This is a genomic window from Rhizobium sp. 18055 (genome assembly GCF_902706285.1).
Taxonomy (GTDB): domain Bacteria; phylum Pseudomonadota; class Alphaproteobacteria; order Rhizobiales; family Rhizobiaceae; genus Rhizobium.
Genome location: NZ_CACSKD010000004.1, coordinates 350,282 through 371,448 on the forward strand (window position 1 = coordinate 350,282; position 21,167 = coordinate 371,448).

General features: G+C 60.1%; 17 protein-coding genes. 8 read left to right on the forward strand and 9 right to left on the reverse strand.

The features are described from left to right. Window positions 1-152 precede the first annotated feature (152 nt). Both GVL52_RS10245 and GVL52_RS10250 read left to right on the forward strand, forming a co-directional pair. Entirely contained in the window at window positions 153-3,806 is a 3,654-nt protein-coding gene (locus GVL52_RS10245) for a hydantoinase B/oxoprolinase family protein (protein WP_160006464.1), read from the forward strand. A gap of 282 nt (window positions 3,807-4,088) precedes the next feature. Then, on the forward strand, window positions 4,089-4,568 hold the full coding sequence (locus GVL52_RS10250) for a class I SAM-dependent methyltransferase (protein ID WP_160006466.1): 480 nt from the start codon (window positions 4,089-4,091) through the stop codon (window positions 4,566-4,568). Here the strand turns inward: GVL52_RS10250 and GVL52_RS10255 are convergent, their stop codons facing one another. Together GVL52_RS10255 and GVL52_RS10260 are read right to left on the reverse strand one after the other, a co-directional pair. Beyond that, entirely contained in the window at window positions 4,569-5,447 is an 879-nt protein-coding gene (locus GVL52_RS10255; RefSeq protein WP_160006468.1) for an FkbM family methyltransferase, read from the reverse strand. It lies immediately after the preceding gene. After that, window positions 5,447-7,165, reverse strand: coding sequence for an adenylate/guanylate cyclase domain-containing protein (locus GVL52_RS10260; protein ID WP_160006470.1), 1,719 nt, complete (start codon window positions 7,163-7,165; stop codon window positions 5,447-5,449). The genes GVL52_RS10255 and GVL52_RS10260 overlap by 1 nt, the downstream gene beginning before the upstream one ends. Window positions 7,166-7,356: 191 nt before the next feature. On the opposite strand from GVL52_RS10260, the gene GVL52_RS10265 reads away from it, so the two are divergent. Both GVL52_RS10265 and GVL52_RS10270 read left to right on the forward strand, forming a co-directional pair. Beyond that, the gene (locus GVL52_RS10265; RefSeq protein WP_160006472.1) at window positions 7,357-8,445 is read left to right on the forward strand and encodes a glycosyltransferase family 4 protein; all 1,089 of its coding nucleotides are present in this window, start codon (window positions 7,357-7,359) and stop codon (window positions 8,443-8,445) included. Further along, complete coding sequence (locus tag GVL52_RS10270) at window positions 8,442-9,194, forward strand: polysaccharide deacetylase family protein (RefSeq protein WP_160006474.1); 753 nt, start codon at window positions 8,442-8,444, stop codon at window positions 9,192-9,194. The genes GVL52_RS10265 and GVL52_RS10270 overlap by 4 nt, the downstream gene beginning before the upstream one ends. Here GVL52_RS10270 and GVL52_RS10275 read toward each other — a convergent pair. Beyond that, window positions 9,191-10,021: an MBL fold metallo-hydrolase gene (locus GVL52_RS10275; RefSeq protein WP_160006476.1), complete on the reverse strand. Its 831-nt coding sequence runs from the start codon at window positions 10,019-10,021 to the stop codon at window positions 9,191-9,193. The two genes, GVL52_RS10270 and GVL52_RS10275, sit on opposite strands and share 4 nt — an antisense overlap. 350 nt (window positions 10,022-10,371) lie before the next feature. Further along, complete coding sequence (pcaD, locus tag GVL52_RS10280) at window positions 10,372-11,181, reverse strand: 3-oxoadipate enol-lactonase (protein WP_160006478.1); 810 nt, start codon at window positions 11,179-11,181, stop codon at window positions 10,372-10,374. A gap of 241 nt (window positions 11,182-11,422) precedes the next feature. On the opposite strand from pcaD, the gene GVL52_RS10285 reads away from it, so the two are divergent. Together GVL52_RS10285 and GVL52_RS10290 are read left to right on the forward strand one after the other, a co-directional pair. Continuing rightward, on the forward strand, window positions 11,423-11,851 hold the full coding sequence (locus tag GVL52_RS10285; protein ID WP_160006480.1) for a lipocalin-like domain-containing protein: 429 nt from the start codon (window positions 11,423-11,425) through the stop codon (window positions 11,849-11,851). Window positions 11,852-11,968: 117 nt separating this feature from the next. After that, window positions 11,969-13,522 carry an adenylate/guanylate cyclase domain-containing protein gene (locus GVL52_RS10290; RefSeq protein WP_244619140.1) on the forward strand — a complete coding sequence of 518 codons (1,554 nt, stop codon included), beginning with the start codon at window positions 11,969-11,971 and terminating at the stop codon, window positions 13,520-13,522. Between the two features lie 93 nt (window positions 13,523-13,615). On the opposite strand, the gene glgX is transcribed toward GVL52_RS10290, so the two are convergent. From glgX to GVL52_RS10315, 5 genes are all read right to left on the reverse strand, one after another. Then, on the reverse strand, window positions 13,616-15,706 hold the full coding sequence (gene glgX / locus GVL52_RS10295; RefSeq protein WP_160006484.1) for a glycogen debranching protein GlgX: 2,091 nt from the start codon (window positions 15,704-15,706) through the stop codon (window positions 13,616-13,618). Between the two features lie 97 nt (window positions 15,707-15,803). Then, the gene (locus GVL52_RS10300; protein ID WP_160006486.1) at window positions 15,804-16,598 is read right to left on the reverse strand and encodes an SDR family NAD(P)-dependent oxidoreductase; all 795 of its coding nucleotides are present in this window, start codon (window positions 16,596-16,598) and stop codon (window positions 15,804-15,806) included. 72 nt (window positions 16,599-16,670) lie between these two features. Further along, a complete protein-coding gene (locus GVL52_RS10305; protein ID WP_160006488.1) occupies window positions 16,671-17,402 on the reverse strand; it encodes a glutathione S-transferase in 732 nt (243 codons plus the stop codon). A 174-nt stretch (window positions 17,403-17,576) separates the two neighbouring features. Further along, the gene (locus GVL52_RS10310; RefSeq protein ID WP_160006490.1) at window positions 17,577-17,750 is read right to left on the reverse strand and encodes a hypothetical protein; all 174 of its coding nucleotides are present in this window, start codon (window positions 17,748-17,750) and stop codon (window positions 17,577-17,579) included. Window positions 17,751-18,049: 299 nt separating this feature from the next. Next, complete coding sequence (locus GVL52_RS10315) at window positions 18,050-18,301, reverse strand: DUF2934 domain-containing protein (protein WP_160006492.1); 252 nt, start codon at window positions 18,299-18,301, stop codon at window positions 18,050-18,052. Window positions 18,302-18,601: 300 nt separating this feature from the next. Here GVL52_RS10315 and GVL52_RS10320 point away from each other — a divergent pair, with 300 nt between their 5' ends. Together GVL52_RS10320 and GVL52_RS10325 are read left to right on the forward strand one after the other, a co-directional pair. Further along, window positions 18,602-20,065 carry a phospholipase D-like domain-containing protein gene (locus GVL52_RS10320; protein ID WP_160006494.1) on the forward strand — a complete coding sequence of 488 codons (1,464 nt, stop codon included), beginning with the start codon at window positions 18,602-18,604 and terminating at the stop codon, window positions 20,063-20,065. Window positions 20,066-20,158: 93 nt separating this feature from the next. Beyond that, window positions 20,159-20,980 carry an endonuclease/exonuclease/phosphatase family protein gene (locus GVL52_RS10325; protein WP_160006496.1) on the forward strand — a complete coding sequence of 274 codons (822 nt, stop codon included), beginning with the start codon at window positions 20,159-20,161 and terminating at the stop codon, window positions 20,978-20,980. The last annotated feature ends 187 nt before the right edge of the window (window positions 20,981-21,167 follow it).

Genomic DNA, 21,167 nt, shown 5'->3' on the forward strand with positions numbered 1-21,167 from the left:
CGACCTTGAGAGTGGCAGGCCATCGCTGCATCTTTTAAAGTTTCGGCCATTCAAATGGGTCAGTGATAAAACATCGACAAATTATTGACAAAATATCAGAGATGGACGACACCTAGCCTGACCATACTAGTAGAGCGCAAGGGGCCGGATACATGGACCGCAGATGGGATTTCTGGATCGATCGTGGCGGCACCTTCACCGACGTTATCGGCAGAGACCCTGACGGCGGACTGCATCCGCGTAAACTCCTCTCCGAAAATCCGGAAGCCTACCGCGATGCCGCGATCGAGGGTATTCGCGCCCTGCTGGGCGTAGAGCCCGACGCATCCGTGCCGGCCGACAAGATCGGGACGGTGAAGATGGGCACGACTGTTGCGACCAATGCTCTGCTCGAGCGCAAGGGTGACCGCGTCCTGCTGCTGATCACCAAAGGCTTCCGTGATGCGCTGCGCATTGCCTACCAGGCCCGCCCGGACATCTTCGCCAAGGAAATCCTGCTGCCCGAACAACTCTATGAGCGTGTGATCGAAATAGACGAACGCGTTCGCGCCGATGGACAGGTCGAAGTGCCGCTTGATCTGAGAAATGCCGAAGCGGAGATCGCCAGGGCGAAGGCCGATGGCATCGATGCCGTTGCGATCGTCTTCATGCATGCCTGGAAATTTCCGCAGCACGAATTGCAGCTTGAGGAGCACTGCCGCAATCTCGGTTTCCAGCAGATCTCCGTCAGTCACCAGGTTTCTCCGCTGGTGAAGCTCGTTGGACGCGGCGATACCGCCGTTGTCGATGCCTATCTTTCTCCGATCCTTGGACGTTACGTCCGCCAGGTGGCCGAGCAACTCGGCATTCACCCGGACGAAACGCCACTGGCCAGCACGCAGACGCAGGCTGCGCCGCGGCTGATGTTCATGATGTCGTCAGGTGGATTGACCGCGGCCGACCTTTTCAAGGGCAAGGATGCGCTGTTGTCGGGTCCGGCGGGCGGCGTCGTCGGCATGGTGGAGACAGCAAAGCTTGCCGGTTTCAAGGATGTCATCGGTTTCGACATGGGCGGGACCTCCACTGACGTGGCGCATTTCAACGGCGAATATGAGCGTGCCTTCGACACCGAAGTGGCGGGCGTGCGCGTTCGCGCGCCGATGATGCGGATTCACACCGTGGCCGCCGGCGGCGGGTCGATCCTGCATTACGAAGCCGGGCGTTTTCGCGCCGGCCCGGATTCGGCTGGTGCCAATCCGGGGCCCGCCTGCTATCGCCGTGGCGGGCCGCTTGCGGTGACCGATGCCAATGTGATGCTTGGCAAGCTGCAGCCGGAATTCTTCCCCGCCATTTTCGGTGCGGAGCAGAACCAGACGCTCGATCGCGACGTCGTTCGCACCAGGTTCGAAGCTCTGGCTGCCGAGATCGGTGACGGGCGAAGCGCAGAGAGCGTTGCCGAGGGCTTCATCACCATTGCCGTGGAAAACATGGCGAATGCGATCAAGAAGATCTCGGTGCAGCGTGGATATGATGTGACGGAATATCTGCTGAACTGCTTTGGTGGTGCAGGCGGGCAGCACGCCTGCCTGGTGGCGGATGCGCTCGGAATGGAAGCGGTGCTGATCCATCCTTTATCCGGCCTGCTGTCGGCTTACGGTATCGGCCTTTCCTCGGTGTTCGCGTCCCGGCAACAGGCACTGATCAAGCCGCTTTCGCATGACATGCTGCCTTACATCGAGACGCAGATCGGCCAGTTGCGTGACGCGGTTTTCGAAGAGCTTTCGGGGCAGGGCATCGAGACATCGGATGTCCACACCCGGCCGATCCTGCATATTCGTTACGACGGAACTGACACCGCTCTGCCTGTCGGCTTCGAAGCAGGCTCGCTCGATCAGGCCCGCCTCGAATTTGAAGCCCTGCACAAGGCGCAGTTCGGCTTTATCTACGAGGACAAGGCGCTGATCGTCGAACTTGTCGCTGTCGAGGGCTATGATAGCCGCAAGCACGATATCAACGAACCGGACGCCGCGGTCGAGGAACTTGATGTCGTTGCGGCGGAGACGCGGATGATGTTCACCGAGGGCGCTGAGCAGGAGGCCGGTATCTTCAAGCGGGAGACCCTTCGCCCCGGCCATCGCCTTTCTGGTCCTGCACTGATCATCGAGAAGAACCAGACCGTTGTGGTCGAGCCCGGCTGGCAGGCATCGATCAATGCCAAGGGCCACATCCTCATGCATCGGTTCGAAAAGAAGCGCCGCCACGCCGCCGTCGGCACTGAGGCCGATCCTGTGATGCTCGAAGTGTTCAACAATCTGTTCATGTCGATTGCCGAGCAGATGGGCGTGACGCTGCAGAACACGGCATCCTCGGTCAACATCAAGGAGCGGCTCGATTTTTCCTGTGCGGTGTTCGACAGCACCGGCGCCCTCGTCGCCAACGCACCCCATATGCCGGTGCATCTGGGCTCGATGGATCGCTCCGTCGAGACGATCATCCGCCTCAACCAGGGCAAGATCCGGCCAGGCGATGTCTTCGCATTGAACGCACCCTACAACGGCGGAACGCACCTGCCTGACATCACTGTGGTCACACCCGTTTTCGATGATGCTCAGGGTGAGATCCTGTTCTATGCCGCGGCTCGCGGCCATCACGCCGATATCGGCGGAACGGCGCCGGGATCGATGACGCCACTTGCGACCACGGTCGATGAGGAAGGTGTTCTCTTCGACAACTTTCTGCTTGTCGAGCAAGGCCGCTTCCGCGAGACCGAACTGCGTGCCCTGCTGACGGAGCACCGCTATCCCGCTCGCAACCCGCCGCAGAATATCGCGGACCTCAAGGCGCAGATTGCCGCTAACGAAAAGGGGGTCGCCGAGCTGCGGAAGATGGTGACCCATTTCGGGCTGGGCGTCGTGCAGGCCTATATGGGCCATGTCCAGGACAATGCGGCCGAAAGCGTCCGCCGCGTGCTGGCGCTGCTTCCGGATGAAAGCGCCTGCGAGTATCCGACCGATACCGGCCAGGTCATCAAGGTGAAGATCACGGTCGATAGGGACAAGCGCGAGGCCACGGTCGATTTCACCGGCACGTCGCCTGTGATGAAGAACAATTTCAATGCACCGGAGCCGGTCGCGCGCGCGGCTGTTCTCTACGCCTTCCGCGTCATGGTCGAAGACATGATCCCGATGAACGCCGGCTGCCTGCGACCGATCAATATCATCATACCTGAAGGCTGCATGCTGAAGCCGTCCTACCCGGCGGCTGTTGTTGCCGGAAACGTCGAGACGTCGCAGCATGTGACCAATGCCCTGTTCGCAGCGATGGGCGCCATGGCCAACGCGCAGGGGACGATGAACAATCTGACCTTCGGCAACGAGGTCCATCAGTATTACGAGACGATCTGCTCGGGCTCGCCGGCTGGCCGGATGAACGATGGCAGGGGTTTTGCCGGAACATCTGGCGTGCACACCCACATGACCAACTCCCGGCTGACGGACCCCGAGATCCTTGAATTGCGCTTCCCTGTCTTGCTGGAGGATTTCCACATCCGTCAGGCCTCCGGCGGACAGGGCAAATGGTCCGCAGGCGACGGCACGACGCGCACGATCCGCTTCCTCGAGCGCATGGAATGCGCCATCCTGTCGTCGCATCGCTCGCACCCGCCACGCGGTCTCGACGGCGGTTCCGACGGCGAGGTCGGCAGCACGCTGGTCCGCCGCAGCCATGGCGCGGTCGAAACCTTGAAGGCTTGCGATCAGACGGTGCTGGAGCCCGGCGACGCGGTCATCGTCAACACGCCGACCCCGGGTGGATACGGACGGCACTGATGGTGTTCGGGCGCGGATCGCCTGGTCGAAAGGGCGATCTGCGACTGGCCAGACACAGGGCAATAACCTTCATGTGAGCTTGCCGCGAAGGTGCAGAGGCCGGCCTTGCACAGCCGCGCCTTTCTCGTTAGCTCTGTCGCCAACGCAGTCGCTTCGCCAGGGGCTATTGCAACCCACGGGATCCAAGCTTCACGCCCGCCTTCCGGCAGCAGATGACGATCCATTCTCCAGGCGCGGTATGCTTGCATCCGCTTCGAAAACAGTGAACGGATACAGGCACAGATGAGCCGCCTCGACAGCTTCATTCGCCGTTTGACGGCTCAGCGTGATATTTTGAATTCCATCGCCGATCTGGTGAAGAACATTGAAGGCCCGGTCCTGGAATTCGGCCTTGGCAATGGTCGTACCTATGATCACCTGCGCGAGCAGTTTCCAGACCGTCGCATCATCGCCTTCGACCGCGACGTGCGCTCTTACTCATCCTCGACGCCGCCGGCCGAAAACATGGTGACCGGCGAGATCCGGGAGTCAGGCCAGGCCTTCGTCGGCATCGGTGCATCGCTCGCGCATGCGGATATCGGAACGGGTCACGACGAGATCGACGCGGTCACGCTGACATGGCTGCCGCAATTGATGGTCGGTGTTTTGACTGCGGGCGGCATCGCGGTGAGCGGCCTGCCGATCGAGCGGCCGGAGCTGGAGCCACTGCCCTTGCCTGCTGGCATCAAGGAAGGCCGCTACTTCCTTTACCGCCGGCGCTGATCAGGGCAGAAACAGCACGTCGTACTGGTCTATACCACCCGGTAGATCGATCACCTTCATTTCCTGTTCCTCGTCTTCGAAGAAGACCAGGCAGGTGTCGTAGAAGCCTGCGAGCGTGACGATGAAGTCGCGCGTCATCTCTGGGCCGTAGAAGCTGGGCGTGAATTCCATGTAGAGCGGCACGCGGCGCGATAGCAGCGGCACCATCGACCGGCAGGCGACCGGCTCGTAGCCTTCGATATCCATCCAGACGAGACCGATCGCGGCGGGATCGATCGAAAGATCGGATAGTATCTCCGTCACCGGTCGCACCGGAACGCTGATCTTGGTGTCACTCTGGCTTTGCCGGATCGCGCTGCTCTTGCCGTGGTTGTTGGCATTCATGAAGAAGTCGATCTGGCCCGTCGTCTCGCCGGCGGCGCAATTGACTGCGGTCACGCGCTGGTCGAGATGGTTCTGGTGGATATTCAGCTGCAGCAGTGGGAAGTTGCGTGGATCCGGCTCGATGCTGACGATCCTGGAATAGGCGCCGCTCAGCGCGAAATACACCGTCTGCGTGCCGATATTGCCGCCGATCTCAAGCATGTGGCTGTCTTTTCGCATCATCCCGCGCTGCCGCAGGATGGTCAGCAAGCGGTCGACATGATCGCGCTCGAAATGCCCCTTGCGGAAGACCTTGCGGCCGATGTAGTCGGCTGGTGAGAAGGTCATGAGGTGATCGCCGGCATCGATAGTCATCGAGACGACGCGCGGTCCGATGCTCTCGACCAGAAGACGACGGCCGGTGCGCGTATCGAAAAGCGTGCGGGCAACCGCATTGCGTATCTTTCGCCAGCGCTTCATCCAGTATTTGGCAGTCAGCCTTGGTTGGCCGGGCATCAGTCTTTCCCTTCGAGCAGTTCGATCGCCTTGTCTCGCGGAATGACATAGACTTTCAAGGGCAGCGCGCGGCCGCGTACACTGATTTCACGACTTTCTATGCCGCCCATATCGGCGCCCGCCAAAGTGGCGACCGGTTCGGAGACGACGAGCGCCACCTCGAACTCCTTCGCAGCCGCCTCCAATCGGCTTGCAACATTGACCATGTCGCCGATTGCCGTGGTGCTGCGGGCGCGGCCATAGCCGAGCGTCCCGACCACTGCCGGGCCGGTATGAATGCCGATCGCAATGCGCAGCGGCAGCGACAGTTCGTCCGACAGTTCCCTGCTCAGTTTCTCGATGTCGCGGGCAATCGAAGCTGCGGCCGTCAACGCCTGCCGACAGGCCTCCTCGGGTGTGGTACCGATGCCGAACAGCGCCATGGCGCCATCGCCGATGAACTTGTCGACACGGCCACCGGCCTTTTCGACGGCATTGCCGACAAGGGCAAAATAGCGGTTCAGCAGAAACACGATATCGAACGGCAGCCTGTCCTCGGTCAGTGCCGTGAAATCGCGAATATCGCAAAACAACACGGCGATCTCGCGCTCGCGGCCGGGGGTTGTCTCCTGTGTGTTGGCCGGCAGAGCGGCTTCCGCCGCTGGAAGCAGCAGCGGCACGACGGTCAGATCATGGGTCGGGCGCAACTGGCAGGCAAGCCGCACATCGGGCGCAGCATTGATGCGCCTCAAGGTCGATTGCTCCAGCTTGTCAGGCGGTGGAAGGCCCTCGTAGCTGCTGAGCACCTGCACGCGACAGGTCGAACACTGCCCTTTGCCGCCACAGATGGAATAGTGAGGAATGCCGCCGAGGCGGCTTGCCTCCAGAACGGTGAAGCCCCGTGGCACACGCACCACTTCGCCGCCCTGGTAGTGGACCGTGATCTGATCGACCCGCTCCCGCCAGCGCCGATGGGTTCGGGCGGCCACGACCAGAAAGAGCGCTCCCGCGAACGAGCCGTAAAGGCCAGCGCGTATCATCGCGACCTGGGCTCTCGCGTCCGGATCGCTGGAGTAGCGTGCGTTGAGATTTGCTTCATAGCGGCTGGTATCGACAATCCCCTCATAAGCGGGTTCGGCGATGGTCCGGCCCATTTCGATGAAGCCGAGAATGGCCAGCACCGGCACGAGAATGGCTACGGCAAGCAGGGGGGCCGCGACATCGGTGTACCAGGTGCGATAGCGCAGCCAGTAGTGCAGGCCGATGCAGCCGTGGAACCAGACGATCACCAGGGCAGCGATCTGGCGCAGGCCGGTGCCGGGCGAGGTGATCCATAGCGTGCGCATGACGGTTTCGTAGTTGTCGCGGTAGCCATAAAGCGTGTGGACAACGCGGGTGCCGATGACGTGGTCGATCAGCAGAAGCGGGATCGTCAGGCCGAGACCGATCTGGGCCAGTTCACCCTTCGGCATGACCAGGCTGCGGCGGACATAGATTGAACGGAATACCAGGCCGATATGGGTGAAGATCGCCCCGTACAGCAAGAGCGACCCGACCGGATTTCGCCAGAGTGCCGTGAAAAACCGCCGGCCGTCTTCTGCTGCGGAAACGGAAACGAGGCCGAGCGCATGGTTGGAAAAATGCAGGAATGCAAAGATAAACATCACAAGCCCGGAACCAAGCCGTGCGCGTCTGATCGAGCGTTCTGAAAAAATGCTGCTGGCCGCGGCGGTCGCCATTCAATCCCGTTCTTGAAACCCAAATCACATATGCACTAGTGATAAGGCAATTGAGGTTTTATTGTCGTCTTTCAATCGCCTGTGTACGTCACATGTTCGTCAGCAAGCCGTAAGGATCAGACCATAGCAAACTTTCTCCCGGCAGGCACAGAGGCTGGTTGTGAACAGCGCGTTTCGGTGCGTCAGCAGTCATGCGCATAGCATTCTACGCCCCGCTAAAATCACCCAACCATCCGGTGCCCTCAGGCGATCGCCTGATGGCACGGCTGCTTGTCCGCGCGCTTGAAATGTCGGGACATAAGGTCGAGGTCGTCTCGGAGTTTCGCAGCTTTGCTGCAGCGCCGGACATAGCCGCCGACGTGCAGATCAAAGCCGAGGCTGAATTGCAGCGGCTGCGGACCGACTGGACACATGGGGCTAGGCCCGATCTCTGGTTTTGCTATCACCCCTATTACAAGTCGGTCGATCCGTTCGGTCCGGCACTGTGTGCGGAATTCGGCATACCCTACATCACTGCCGAAGCGTCCTATTCTCCGAAGCGGGATCAAACCGATTGGGCGCCTTACCAAGCGCAGGTCGGTGCACTGGTGAAAGATGCGGCTGTCAACATCGCCTTCACCCGCCGCGACCGACAGGGTCTGGAGCGTGCGATCCCGCAGGCGCGGATCGTCTCGCTTGTCCCGTTTATCGATACGACTGCGTTTGAGACCCTGCGTGCAACGCCGGAGCCAACGAGGCTGGTCACGGTTGCGATGATGCGCAGCGGCGACAAGATGCGGAGCTACGCGATGCTTGCGGCGGCGCTTGCCGCCATCAGGCATAAAAGCTGGACACTGGCGATCGTTGGCGACGGGCCGGTGCGCGATGAGGTCACGCAACTTTTCGCCGCGTTCGAGCCTGGCAGAATCGAGTGGCGCGGTGAGCGCGGCGCTGCCGATATCGTGCAGGAACTGGGCGCTGCAGGTCTCTACGCGTGGCCGGGCTGCGGCGAGGCCTATGGCCTTGCCTACCTCGAAGCGCAGGCCGCAGGCCTTCCTGTCGTGGCACAAGACACGGCAGGTGTGCCGGAGGTGGTGCAGGCTGGCATCACCGGGTTTCTGACGCCGGATGGCGATGTTGCTGCCTATGCTGCAGCGATTGCCGTGTTGCTCGACGAGCCGGAAAGACGCGCCGCGATGGGTGAGGAGGCATCTCGGTTCGTGTTGACCGAAAGGTCATTGACGATTGCGGCGAAGGCACTGGATGAGATTTTACACAGATACACGGGAGCAGAGACATGACGGTCGACGAGACATGGGTGCCGCTGCGGGCGGAGCTGGACCGGTGGCAGGCTGCGGGCAGGACTGCCCGGTTCTGGCTTCGCGACGACGACGCGGTAGAGCCGACAGCGCCGCTGGACAGGCTGCTCGACCTGACAGGCAAGGCCGGCGTGCCGCTGACGCTTGCCGTTATCCCGGCATCGACAGGCGAAGCGCTGGCCGCGCGGCTGGCAAGCGCGCCGCACGTGCTTGTGGCTCTGCATGGCTGGGCACACACAAATCACGCTGGCGATGACGAGAAGAAGCAGGAGCTCGGCGCTCACCGCCCGCCAGAGCTGGTGCTCGGCGAACTGCGGGACGGGATGGGTATCTTGCAGCGATTGTACAGCCAGCAGCTCGTGTCGATGCTGGTGCCGCCATGGAACAGGATCAACAAGGCACTGCTTCCTCTATTGTCCGCCCTAGGTCTGAATGCCCTGTCCGTCTATGGCCGTGCCAGGACCGACAGCCCGATTGCGCTGCTCAATACCCATGTCGATGTCATGAACTGGCATGGGACGCGCGGAGGCAGGCCACATGCCGAACTGGTTGCCGAATTGGTGCGGGAACTGCAGGCTCGCTTCGAAGATCACGCCGAACCCATCGGCATCTTGACCCACCATCTCGTGCATGATGCGACCGCCTGGGATTTCTTGTCCGGGCTTCTCGACCAGACGCACAGCCACCCGGCCGTTGTCTGGACATCGGCTGCAGAGCTGCTCAGCGGCTAGAGGTCGAGAACCTGATTGTCGCGCGCTGCAAAAGAGCCTGGGAAGGCGGCCTGCGCCTCTTTTTCCATCGCTTCCAGCTGTGTGTCTGTGCGCGAAGGGGCGTGATGGAACAGTGCAAACTGCTTTGTGCCAGCGATCTTTGCCAGTTCGATGCCATGCTGCCAGGTTGAGTGGCCAAAGCCCTTGAAGCGCTGCATCTCGTCTTCGTTATACGTACAGTCGTAAACCGCGAGATCGACATCCTTCATCATTTCCAGCGCCACAGGATCGTAGGTGCCTGGAATGTGTTCGATGTCGTAGACAAGCGCGATCGAGCGCCCTTCATATTCGATGCGGTAGCCGATTGCCCCGCCCGGATGGTTGAGCATGAACGTCTTGATCTTGATGCCGGGATGCGGCTCCAAAATCTGCCCGGCACGAAAATCACGAAAGCTCATCGTGGCCTGGCAGATATCGGTTTTGACAGGGAACCACGGCGGGCTGATGAACTGTTCGATCATCTCGCGGGTGGTCATCTTGCCATCGAGATGGCCGGACCAGATGCGCAGGTCGATCGATGGATAGTAGATGGCCTTGAAGAATGGCAGCCCGATGATGTGGTCGTAGTGGCAGTGGGTGAAGAACAGATCGACGTCTGTGACCTGGTCGTTGAGCATGCAGAGCCCAGCCTCACGCGCGCCGGAGCCTGCGTCGAAGATCATTCGGTGTTCGCCACAGCGGATCTCGATGCAGGAGGTGTTTCCACCATAGCGATCGAACTCAGGGCCGGAGACCGGAATACTGCCGCGAACGCCCCAGAACTTTACTTGAAAGAGATCTTTGCTCATCGCTTTTTCAAAATGGTCCGACCCCACCGCGCTAGCGTAATCATAGTTTGCACCTGACGCTAATCGTGGACTTTCATCAGCTGTCTGTGTCCTAAGTACCGATCCTACCACTATCAACGGAAGCGGGAGAATTTCTTAAGCAACCGGGTTTTGCCGCGGAAAGCAACTGATTATGGTTGGATTTCGGTAAATAGCAGCGAACTGTTGGCTGGTTTGGGTTCCAAAACCTGTTTTCCTTTAAAAATAGATGGGGATTCGGTCGATCAAAAGCAAATGCCGCGGCGTTCTACTAAAGTGGAAGATCTGCAGCGGAGCAACCAATCGGCACGCGCGAACGGGCGGTGTAGCATTCAGGTACGGCTTGCGCCACGTAAGGCGTCGTCAAGGAATGCACGTATGACGGAAGTCAGCGCCTCGGGCTGCTCGACGCAGGGTATATGGCCGGCATCCGGAATGACCTCGTAGTGGGCATCGGGAATAAGCCGTGCCATGGATTTCACCAGATCCGGCGGCGTTGACCCGTCCTGATCCCCGACGATGCATATGGTTGGAACAGCGATCTTCGATGCCGCCTGTGTGTAGTCCGCATCGCGAACGGCTTCGCAGGTTGCGATATATCCCTCCATCGGCTGGCGGACCAGCATGTTGCGGTAGCCGTCATAGGCCGTATTTTCCGGACGCCTGAACGTCGGCGTGAACCAGAGCTCCATCACCCGATCGGCGATGCTGCCAAGCCCCGACTTTTTGACAGCCTCGATGCGGGTGTTCCAACTGTCCTGCGTGCCGATCTTGTGGGCGGTATCGCAGAGAATGAGGCCCTGGACGAGGTCCGGGCGACATTGATAGAGCGCCTGCGCGACCAGTCCGCCGGCCGAGAGGCCACAGATGAACGCACTCTTCACGGCCAGCAGATCGAGCAAGCCGACAAGATCCGACGCATGATCTTCGATCGAGTATGGCACCTGGCCGACATCGGACAGGCCGTGGCCACGCTTGTCGTAGAGCACGATGGCGTAATCACCTGCCAGCCTGACAATCACGTCGCGCCAGATACGAAAATCGGTGCCCAGTGCATTGGCGAAGACAATCACGGGCTTGTCGGCGGGGCCGCCGATCAGCTGGTAGTGGATTGTGACGTCGTTGATGCGGGCAAACTGCATTGCAACTCTCCTCTGTGCACATTCCTCCTTCTCGCTGCCGAAACAGAGAAATGTCTTCGGGTCCTTCAATCATGTCCTGCCATGAAGCCCGACGATCAACGGCCTCGTCAAGTTTGCAAATGGTCGCCTGCGGCAGCAAAGCGACAATGGACCGCCGGTCGCAAGCGGCAATTGGTGTCGGCTGGCTCGACGCGGCCGCGTGTGTTATCGTTTCCTCATACGTAGAATAACGAGCACGCTGATGGGAAATGCAGTCGCATTGCATGGAACCTGGCGCATGGTCTCCTGGACGCGCAAGGCTGTCGCATCCGGCGTCATCACCGATGCCATGGGCGTCGATCCTGTCGGCTACCTGTCCTACCAGCCGGATGGCCGGATGATGGCTGTGGTCGTCAATCGGCAGCGGCCGGCGCCACACGCAGCGCTGCCAACGGATGCGGAGAAGATTGCTCTGTTCGATACGATGCTGGCCTATGCAGGATCGTACACATTCGAGAACGGACGCGTCGTGCACCATGTGGATGCCAGCTGGAACCCTGCCTGGGGCATCACCGATCTGATCAGGCCATTTTCCATCGACGGCGACAAACTCGTCATCAATGGCGCTCCGGGTGTCGATCCGGCCACCGGCGAAGAAGTGATTTATCGCATCGAATTTCGCAAGGTCTGAGCCATATAGCGCGCCGGCCGATCCGCATTGAAAACGAGGTGGCGTGTGGCAAGTGATGCTGATCATGGCTCGGTGGCGAGAAAGAATGGCTATTTCATCACATGTATGGTGATCGCAATGCTGGCGGGGCTGCCACTCGCTGTGTGGATGGACGTGAGCAGTCTGTCGCAGGGCGCACTGCAGCGGCAGGCACAGGATATGAGCTCGCTGATCACAAGCATTCGTTCCTATTATGCCACCAATGTCGTCGGCCGGATCCTTGCCGCACATGCCGCCGGCATCGACAAAGGCACCGCCGTCACGCACCAATATGCCAGCATTCCCGGCGCCATCCCGATCCCGGCGACGCTATCGCTGGAATTGGGCGATGTCATCAAGCAGCAGCAGGCAAACATCACCTACCGCTTTGTCTCCGACCTGCCGTTCAAGAAGCGGGCGCCGCATGATCTGGACCGGTTCGAAGCCGCATCGCTCGTTGCCCTGCGGTCCGATCCGAGGCAGACGCTGAGCGATATCAGCCGCAGCGGTTTCACCAACACCTTCCGGCTGGTGACGCCCGTGCTGATGGGGCAGGCCTGCGTTGCCTGCCATAATACCCATCCGGAAAGCCCGAAGACCGATTGGAAGGTTGGCGATGTCCGCGGCATCCAGGAGGTCATCATCCGGCAGCCTTTTGCCAGCAACGTCTTCGCCTTCAAATATCTGCTGCTCTATTTGCTCTGTTTTGCCGGTCTCGGGATCGCGCTGATTATCCTGCAGCAGCGCCAGGCGGCGCTGATCCAGGGCTTTAATCACGATCTGGAAGCGGCCAACGAGTTCCTCGCCAGCGTCTCGATGAAGATCTCGCGATATCTGTCGCCGCAGATCTACAAGGGGATTTTCAGTGGCCAGAAGGATGTCGTCGTTCATACCGAGCGAAAGCGGCTGACGATCTTCTTTTCCGACATCAAGGATTTCACTGCCACCACCGAGCGGCTGCAGCCGGAAGCACTTACGGAAATGCTCAACGAATATCTGACCGAGATGTCCGACATTGCGCTGAAACATGGTGGCACGCTCGACAAGTTTATTGGCGACGCGGTGCTTGTCTTTTTCGGTGATCCCGAAACCAATGGGGCGGCGGAAGACGCCAAGGCGTGTCTGCAGATGGCGATCGACATGCAGCGGCGTCTCGGTGAACTGAAAGCCAAGTGGCGCAGCGACGGCACCGAAGAGCCCTTCGTCGTCCGCATGGGCATCAACAGCGGCTACTGCAACGTCGGCAATTTCGGCAGCAACGACCGCATGGATTACACGATCATCGGCGCCGAGGCCAATCTGGCGGCCCGCCTGCAATCGATCGCCGAGGGCGGCAAGATCGTCATCAGCTATGAAACCTATGCGCTGGTGAAGGATATCGTCGATGCCACGCCACTTCCGCCAATCACCATGAAGGGCATCCAGCGGGAGATCGTGCCTTACGCCGTCAATGGCCTTCTGCTTGGCGAAGACCATGCGATCCGGGTGATGAGCGAGCATTTCTCCGGCCTCGACCTGCATCTGGACCTCGGCCAACTGGACCCCACCGAGCGGGCGCGCGTGCGTGCCGCCCTTGCCGAGGCAATGGCCGTGATCGATGAGGGAGACGAAGATCGTGAAGTTGACAGACCGAGAGCCGACGTGTCGCCTTAGCCAACGCGCCTGGCAGCAGGATCCGATCGGTACGACAGTCCTTTCGCGCCGACCGGATGGTCGCTCGATCCGTCTTGGCGTTTCGGCCCTGCCTTAGCTGTTTTTCGGAACGAAAACAGCGACACTTTCGCGAGAGACCGTAAGTGGTTCCTTCGCATCGAGCGGCGCGAACGGGTCATCGGCACCGGTCTCGAGCACGCGTTGCCACTGGCTGATGTCGTTCACCTCAGGCAGGCTGACCTCGCAGTCGCCGCCGGCATTCAGCACGATGAACAGCCCGGCGGCCCTTTCGGCATCCGGGGTGTTGGCACTATAGGAGAGGTAGACGCCGAGCAGGCGCAATTCAGGATCGCTCCAGTCCTCTTCTTCCATCCCTGTGCCGTCCGTCTTGAACCAGGCAATCTCGGTGCGACCGTCGTCGCTCACGGCACCTGTCAGGAAGCGCTCCTGGCGAAGTTCCGGGTGGTCCTTGCGAAGGCCAATCATCTTCTGGCAGAAGGTCAGGAAGGGACCGTCGAGCCCCGACCAATCAACCCAGCCGATCTCGTTGTCCTGGCAATAGGCATTGTTGTTGCCACCCTGACTGTTGCCCACTTCGTCGCCGGCAACGATCATCGGAATGCCCTGGCTGAGAAGCAGGGTCGCCATCATGTTGCGGCGGCGGCGCGCCCGGGCATCCTGGATGCCGGCATCCTCGGTCGCCCCCTCGGCACCCATATTGTCGGAGTGGTTGTCCGAATGTCCGTCGCGGTTATCCTCGCCATTGGCCTCATTGTGCTTGTCGTTGAAGGATACGGTGTCCATCAGCGTGAAGCCGTCATGGGCGGAAAGGAGATTGACGGAGGAGGTGGCGGCGCGGTCGGAATGGTTGAACTGCAACTGCGAACCGGTGAGGCGCGAGGCAATGTCGGGCGCCATTCCCCCATCGCCCTTCCAGAAGCGTCTTGTGTCGTCGCGGAACTTGTCGTTCCATTCGCGGAACGGATGCGGGAAGCCGCCAACCTGGTAGCCGCCTTCGCCAACGTCCCACGGCTCGGCGATCAGCTTCACGCCCGACAGGATCGGGTCCTGCCGGATAGCGCCGAAGAAAGTGCCCTGCCGCTCGAAATCAAGATCCTGGCGCCCCAGCGTGCTTGCCAGGTCGAAACGGAAGCCATCAACGTGCATGACGCCGACCCAGTAGCGCAGGCTGTCGAGCACCATGCGCATCACCATCGGGTGAGCGACGTTCAGCGTGTTTCCGGTGCCCGTGGTATCGAATGTATGGCGCGGGTCGTCAGGTGAAAGGATGTAGTAGCTGGCATTGTCGAGGCCGCGGAAGGAAAGTGTCGGTCCGCGCTCGCTTCCCTCGGCAGTGTGATTGTAGACCACGTCCATGATCACTTCGATGCCGGCAGCGTGGAACGCCTTCACCATCGTCTTGAACTCGGTGATCTTGTTGCCGGACAGGTACCGCGGTTGCGGCGCGAAGAAGCCGAGTGTCTGGTAGCCCCAGTAGTTGGTGAGGTCCTTTTCAAGGAGATAGCGGTCATTGGGGAAATGCTGGATCGGCAGCAACTCGATCGCCGAAATGCCGAGCTTGGTCAGATGATCGATGATCGGCTCGCTGCACATGCCGAGAAAGGTTCCGCGCAGGTTCTCGGGCACGTCGGGATGGGTCATGGTCATGCCGCGCACATGCGCTTCGTAGATGATCGTGTCCGTCCAGGTGCGGCGGATCGCCTGGTCGCCATCCCAGTCGAAGTCGGGGTCCTGCACGATGCCCTTGGTCATGTAGGGCGCGCTGTCGCGCTCGTCGAAGGAAAGATCGCCATCGTCGGCACCGATCCTGTAACCGTAGAGCGCATCATCCCATTTCAGCTCGCCAAGAACCTGCTTGGCGTAGGGGTCGAGCAGCAGCTTGTTCGGGTTGAAGCGGTGTCCTGCTTTCGGATCGTAAGGGCCGTGGGCGCGATAACCATAGACCGTGCCGGGGCCGACGCCGGCAATATAACCGGACCAGATGTCGCCTTCGCGCTTCGGAAGAGCCATGCGGGCGATTTCTTCCTTGCCGTCGGGCGAGAACAGACAAAGTTCCATCTGCTCGGCATGGGCGGAGAAGACTGCAAAATGCGTTCCTTGACCGGTATATTCGGCGCCGAGTTCAGGTTTGAGAAAATCGAGTTCCGAAAATGAAAAGCTCATGGAGCGCCCCCGCGTGGTTGATGACCATGCAGAAAACGTTGTTGCAGTGCAAAAGTTCCAAGGATCGGCGCAGAAGATCACGCCGATCGCTTCGACGTCAGGGCATCAACTGCCCGCCATTGACCTCGATGATCTGGCCGGTGACGTAGCCGGACAGCGTCGGCGATGCGAGAAAGAGATAGGCGCCGACGCAATCTTCAGGCGTGCCGACGAAGCCCATCGGAATCGACTTTCGCTGCATCTCCATCTGTTCGTCATTGGTGTAGCGCTCGTGGAACGGGGTGGCGATGACGCCGGGCGCGACCGCGTTGACACGGATGCGGTCTGGCACGAATTCCTTGGCCTGGCCGCGGGTGATCGTCGATACGAACCCTTTGGAGGCCGCATAGAGAACAGCGCCGCCTCCGCCGCCGTTTCTGGCGGCGATCGAGGTTGTGTTGATGATAAAGCCCCCCTGCTTCTTCAGCCATGGGTGGGCGGCGCGGGTCGCGGCCAGCACCGAGCGGGCGTTGAGATTCATCACCTTCTCGTAGTGCTCGTCCGTGTATTCCGAGGTCGGTTTGCGCCCCAGCATGCCGCCGGCATTGTTTACCAGGCCATCGAGGTGGCCAAATGTCTTCGCGGTCTCTTCAACCACGCGCTCCGTCTCGCCCTCCCGCGACACGTCGCCATGGATCAGATGCACGATCCCGCCCGCGGCCTTGATCTCGTCGGCAAGCGCCTCGGCCTGTTCGCGGCTCGAATTGTAATGGATGCCGACTTTCATCTCCTGCGCTGCAAAGGCGCGGGCGAGCGCCGCCCCGATGCCGGTCGATGCGCCGGTGATCAGCACGGCCTTGCCGGCCAAGTCGGGGATTTTGATGGAGGCAAGCGATTGTGCGAGATGTGCCATGGCAGCGGGGTCTCCGGATGTTGGAATGGTGAATTTCAGATGCCCGGTTCAAGCCGGCAACGGATCGGGTGTCTAGCCAGCCAGATCGAGTTCCGGATAATGCCGGAAGATGCCGTCTTCGTTGAAGGCAAGACGGCGAGGCGAGGACAGATAGGCGGCAATTTTGGGGCGCATTCGCACGCGCTGGTGCAAGGCAGCCAAGCCGCTGTAGCGGTCGGCATAGCCATTCATCGCGGTCGGAAAGGCATAGTTCAGCCCCTCGATCACCTGGAACAGCGAGAGATCGACGTAGGATAGCTCCGCGCCGACGATATGCTCAGGGCCGTTCGGATTTTGCTGCAGGATGCGCTCGAAATATCCGAGGTATTTTGGAATGCGATCGCCGATGAAAGCCGCAGAGCGGGCCTTCGCTTCGGCCTTCTGATCCTCATAGTACCGCGCAGTCGAGATCGGGTGATGCGTATCGTGCACCTCGCAGACGAAATCTGTGATCGTCAGTTGCAGTCCGTTTGCCGGGTATCGCAGTCCTTCGTCGGTGGGTGCGAGCCCAAGCCTGGGGCCGAGATAGAACAGAATGTTGGCAACATGTGAGATGAGGAGATTGCCGTCCTTGAGAAACGGCGGAGCGAACGGGATCGGCGCTTCAGAACCGCTTTCCATGAATTGAAACATGGCACTGGTGCCCATGCCAATTCCCTCTTGTCTTGTCACATCGACATATTCGGCGCCGGCCTCTTCCAGCGCCAGGCGCACAAACTCGCCTCGTCCCTGGATGCCGTTCCAATAGTAAAGTTGATAAGCCATATGCGCCTCCTCCGAAGCGCCCGGCCCGTTGGCTTGTCGTGCAGACGCCGCTACGGCTATTCGTAGTTGGAAATTTCGCGTTTGTCGCCTCTCTATCCGGCAATCAATGGACGAGAGTTTCGAACTGAAATGCCCGGCTGATATCCGGCTGATATATGGTCCCAACCATCGCCGCTATTTGCGATTATATCTGCGGGAAACGGCAACAATCCGGCCGAATGCCGATCGTCGCGCGACGATCAGCAAAGGCTTGTTTCGGAACAACAGGCCAACGAGATTATCGACGACTATGACCAGCAACATCGCCAGTGCCAGATAAGCAGTTACAGCAATGGCCAGGGTTGGCATGACATCTCACACGGGAGCGATGAACAGGTAGCAACTTGCCACGATGAGCGAAACGAGAATTACGTCGAAATAGCTGCGGTTCATGACCATTCTCCCAGTTTTCAACAAAACCTTTCAAGGTCATTTTTGTTCCATCGAAAGCCCGCATCGCCGTGTTTTTCGGAAAACCACCGATGCACCGCGGATTGAACATTTCCGACGGCTTTCATACCGTACGATTGATTTGATTCAGGCGTATGACTGAAACGACAGAGGGCGCCAGAAAGGCGCCCATTCGAAGCAATTCATCGCGGAAGCGATCAGGCGGATTTCCTGGCCGTTGCCTTCTTCGGAGCGGCCTTGGCAACACCATTGGTCTTGGCAGCAGGGGCGGGACGTTTCGCCTTGCTTTTTACTTCCTTGCCATCCGCGGAGGCAGCGGTACCTTCGAGCGCCGTGCGCTCTTTCATCGCCTGTTCCCAATGTGCATGGTCCCGCCCGGCCGGGCGGCCTTCCTGCTCCCAAAGCGCGTAGGCGCGCTTCTCAATCCACTCTTTCTGCGTTTCCGTCATCGCCGATCTCCAGTGCAGTGATGCCATCGTTCAACGCGATACTGATAGGAGAGTTCCAGAGGAATCGCATTGTTTCAAGTAATTTCTGACACGCTGCAAAAATATATGTGGCGCTGCAGCATGATGTTTCGACATGCGGCCGTTCAATGCTCAAAATACGGGCAGATCGCGTGTTTTGCTTCCAGCAGTATTGTCGTCTTGACTGTATTGTCACTGGGGGCGACGCCGGCCTGATGGAAGCGACATTGCTGGCCGAGACTATGATTGAACAACGCTGGATTGCCGCTATATCTTCGTGGGATGTTTTATCTCATATCGACCTATTGGCCGCATATCCTGTTTGTCGTTTCGTTGCTCATGGGGGCAGCCGCGGCCATACACGCGACGATGACGAAGGAAGAGGTGCGCGCCGCCATAGGCTGGGTCGGTGTGATCGTTCTATCACCGATCATTGGTGCGCTGCTTTATGCCATCGCCGGTATCAACCGCATCAGGCGTGCCTCGCTCAGCCTGCGGCGCGATGCGTTGATGCCTCAGGCAGACCTCGATGAACTCGAGAGTTTCGATGCCGACGCAGATCTCGTCATAAGCGGATTCGGGCGGCGCTTTGCTGCCCTCCAGACACTGGGTGACAGAGTGGCGCGCAGTCCGATCTCGACCGGCAACACGATCGACATGCTTGAAACCGGCGATGACTGCTATGCCGCGATGAAAGCCTCGATCGACAGCGCAGAGCGCAGCGTGCTGCTCGAGACCTACATCTTCGATCGCGACCCGATCGGCCTGAGAATGGCCGATGCGTTGATTGCCGCGACGAAGCGCGGGGTGCAGGTGCGCGTGCTGATCGATGCGGTCGGCGCGCGCTATTCGGTGCCGAGCATTCTCGGCTATCTGCAAGACGGCGGCGTCACTGTTTCGGTATTCAACGGCAACGTCATCATCGGCCTGCGCCTGCCTTATGCCAATCTGCGCACCCACCGAAAGATCGTCATCATCGATGGCAGGGTGGCGCTGACCGGTGGCATGAACATCAGGGCGGGGTTCACCCGTGAGATCGCCGGCGAGGACTTCGCGCGCGACACGCATTTCATGGTCACCGGCCCTGTCGTTGCCGATCTCTTCGATATCGCAGCGGAAGACTGGCGCTTTACCACTGGTGAAGCGTTGACCGGCGACGAATGGCGCATTGCACCGCCGGAGCGGGAGCCGGGTGATCCGGTCTTCATGCGGGTGGTGGCCTCCGGTCCCGACAGGCGAGTGGAGACCAACCACAAGATGCTGATGGGGGCATTCTCCGTTGCCCGCAGGTCGATCAAGATCATGTCTCCCTATTTTCTGCCGGATCGGGAACTGATCAGTGCGCTGGCGACGGCGGCGCGCCGCGGCGTCGAAGTCGATATCGTCGTGCCGGCTGCCAACAACCTCGTGCTCGTCGATCGGGCGATGACAGCTCAGTTCGACCAGATCGTCAGCAACTACTGCCGCATCTGGCGCCATAGCGGCGCCTTCAGCCATTCGAAACTTCTGTCGATCGATGGCGTCTGGTCGTATGTCGGGTCATCCAATCTCGATCCGCGATCCCTGAGGCTGAACTTCGAAATCGATCTTGAGGTGTTGAATGAAGGCTTCGCCACCGAAATCGAAGAGCATGTCGACGAGGCGATCAGGTCGGCGTCACCGGTCACGTTGCAGGGTCTGCGCGCCAAGCCCTTCGCCGTCAGGCTGCTGAACAAGATACTTTGGCTGGGGTCGCCTTACCTCTGAGCGCTTTTTGCCGTGTGCGACATGGCAAGTTTGCGCGGAGTGCCTATACTCAACCAGAAGACCACCCGGTCAACGGAGCGCTGGAAAACAGCAATGCATGCCAGAAAAGACAGCCTGCCATCAAGCATCCTCGCGTCCCTCAGGAACCGCAGGAAAGGCGGAGATGCGGCCCATGCCGGGCAATCGATGCGTCCCGAAGGCACGCTGATCGCCTCCTATAACGTCCATAAATGCGTCGGCAACGACCGGCGCTTCGATCCCGAGCGCACCAGCCGGGTGATTCATGAAATCGATGCCGATGTGATCGCCCTTCAGGAGGCGGACACGCGTTTTGGCGAGCGGACGGGGATCCTCGATCTGGCGCGTCTGGAGCGGGATACGGGTTTGCTTCCTGTTCCGATCAACGGCATGGCGAAAGCCCATGGCTGGCATGGCAATGTCGTGCTGTTCAAAAAAGGGCTGGTGCGCGATGTCCACCAGATCAAGCTTCCTGGGCTGGAGCCCAGGGGCGCGTTGGTTGCGGAACTCGATCTGGAGCAGGGCGGCGCGTTGCGCATCATTGCCGCGCATTTCGGACTTCTCCGGCATTCGCGCGCGCAGCAGGCGAAAGTGCTTCTCGAACTGATGGCCGACAAGTCCGATACCCCGACGATCCTGCTTGGCGACTTGAACGAGTGGCGCCTCGGCGACCGCTCGTCGCTTCATTCGTTCCAATCGATCTTCGGCCCGCAGCCGCTTGCCGTGCCGAGCTTTCCCGCCCGGCTTCCGGTGCTGGCGCTGGACCGGATCATGGCAAACCGCAAGGGGGTCGTCACGACGGTCGAAGCGCATGACACGCCGCTCTCCCGTGTCGCCTCCGACCATCTGCCGATCAAGGCTTTCGTCAACTTGGCAAGCGCAGCCGGACCCGTCTGACGCGATGGCGCTGTTCGGTTCGTTGTCGATGACGGTGCGATCGTCCCGTCTTGCGGCGCACGGGGTTTACCATAGACCTGTGCTGCGCCTTGACACAGCTTTCAGTCATGAGAGGTTCTGCTCCAATATGGATCGCAGCCCTGCACGGAGACAGCTGAGATGCGAAGCGCGTGGCGTTTTGAGAAGG

Coding starts and splice junctions, on each gene's coding strand:
- GVL52_RS10245 (WP_160006464.1), top strand. CDS start 153: ATGGACCGCAGATGGGATTTCTGGATCGATCGTGGCGGCACCTTCACC.
- GVL52_RS10250 (WP_160006466.1), top strand. CDS start 4,089: ATGAGCCGCCTCGACAGCTTCATTCGCCGTTTGACGGCTCAGCGTGAT.
- GVL52_RS10255 (WP_160006468.1), bottom strand. CDS start 5,447: ATGCCCGGCCAACCAAGGCTGACTGCCAAATACTGGATGAAGCGCTGG.
- GVL52_RS10260 (WP_160006470.1), bottom strand. CDS start 7,165: ATGGCGACCGCCGCGGCCAGCAGCATTTTTTCAGAACGCTCGATCAGA.
- GVL52_RS10265 (WP_160006472.1), top strand. CDS start 7,357: ATGCGCATAGCATTCTACGCCCCGCTAAAATCACCCAACCATCCGGTG.
- GVL52_RS10270 (WP_160006474.1), top strand. CDS start 8,442: ATGACGGTCGACGAGACATGGGTGCCGCTGCGGGCGGAGCTGGACCGG.
- GVL52_RS10275 (WP_160006476.1), bottom strand. CDS start 10,021: ATGAGCAAAGATCTCTTTCAAGTAAAGTTCTGGGGCGTTCGCGGCAGT.
- pcaD (WP_160006478.1), bottom strand. CDS start 11,181: ATGCAGTTTGCCCGCATCAACGACGTCACAATCCACTACCAGCTGATC.
- GVL52_RS10285 (WP_160006480.1), top strand. CDS start 11,423: ATGGGAAATGCAGTCGCATTGCATGGAACCTGGCGCATGGTCTCCTGG.
- GVL52_RS10290 (WP_244619140.1), top strand. CDS start 11,969: ATGCTGGCGGGGCTGCCACTCGCTGTGTGGATGGACGTGAGCAGTCTG.
- glgX (WP_160006484.1), bottom strand. CDS start 15,706: ATGAGCTTTTCATTTTCGGAACTCGATTTTCTCAAACCTGAACTCGGC.
- GVL52_RS10300 (WP_160006486.1), bottom strand. CDS start 16,598: ATGGCACATCTCGCACAATCGCTTGCCTCCATCAAAATCCCCGACTTG.
- GVL52_RS10305 (WP_160006488.1), bottom strand. CDS start 17,402: ATGGCTTATCAACTTTACTATTGGAACGGCATCCAGGGACGAGGCGAG.
- GVL52_RS10310 (WP_160006490.1), bottom strand. CDS start 17,750: ATGCCAACCCTGGCCATTGCTGTAACTGCTTATCTGGCACTGGCGATG.
- GVL52_RS10315 (WP_160006492.1), bottom strand. CDS start 18,301: ATGACGGAAACGCAGAAAGAGTGGATTGAGAAGCGCGCCTACGCGCTT.
- GVL52_RS10320 (WP_160006494.1), top strand. CDS start 18,602: ATGTTTTATCTCATATCGACCTATTGGCCGCATATCCTGTTTGTCGTT.
- GVL52_RS10325 (WP_160006496.1), top strand. CDS start 20,159: ATGCATGCCAGAAAAGACAGCCTGCCATCAAGCATCCTCGCGTCCCTC.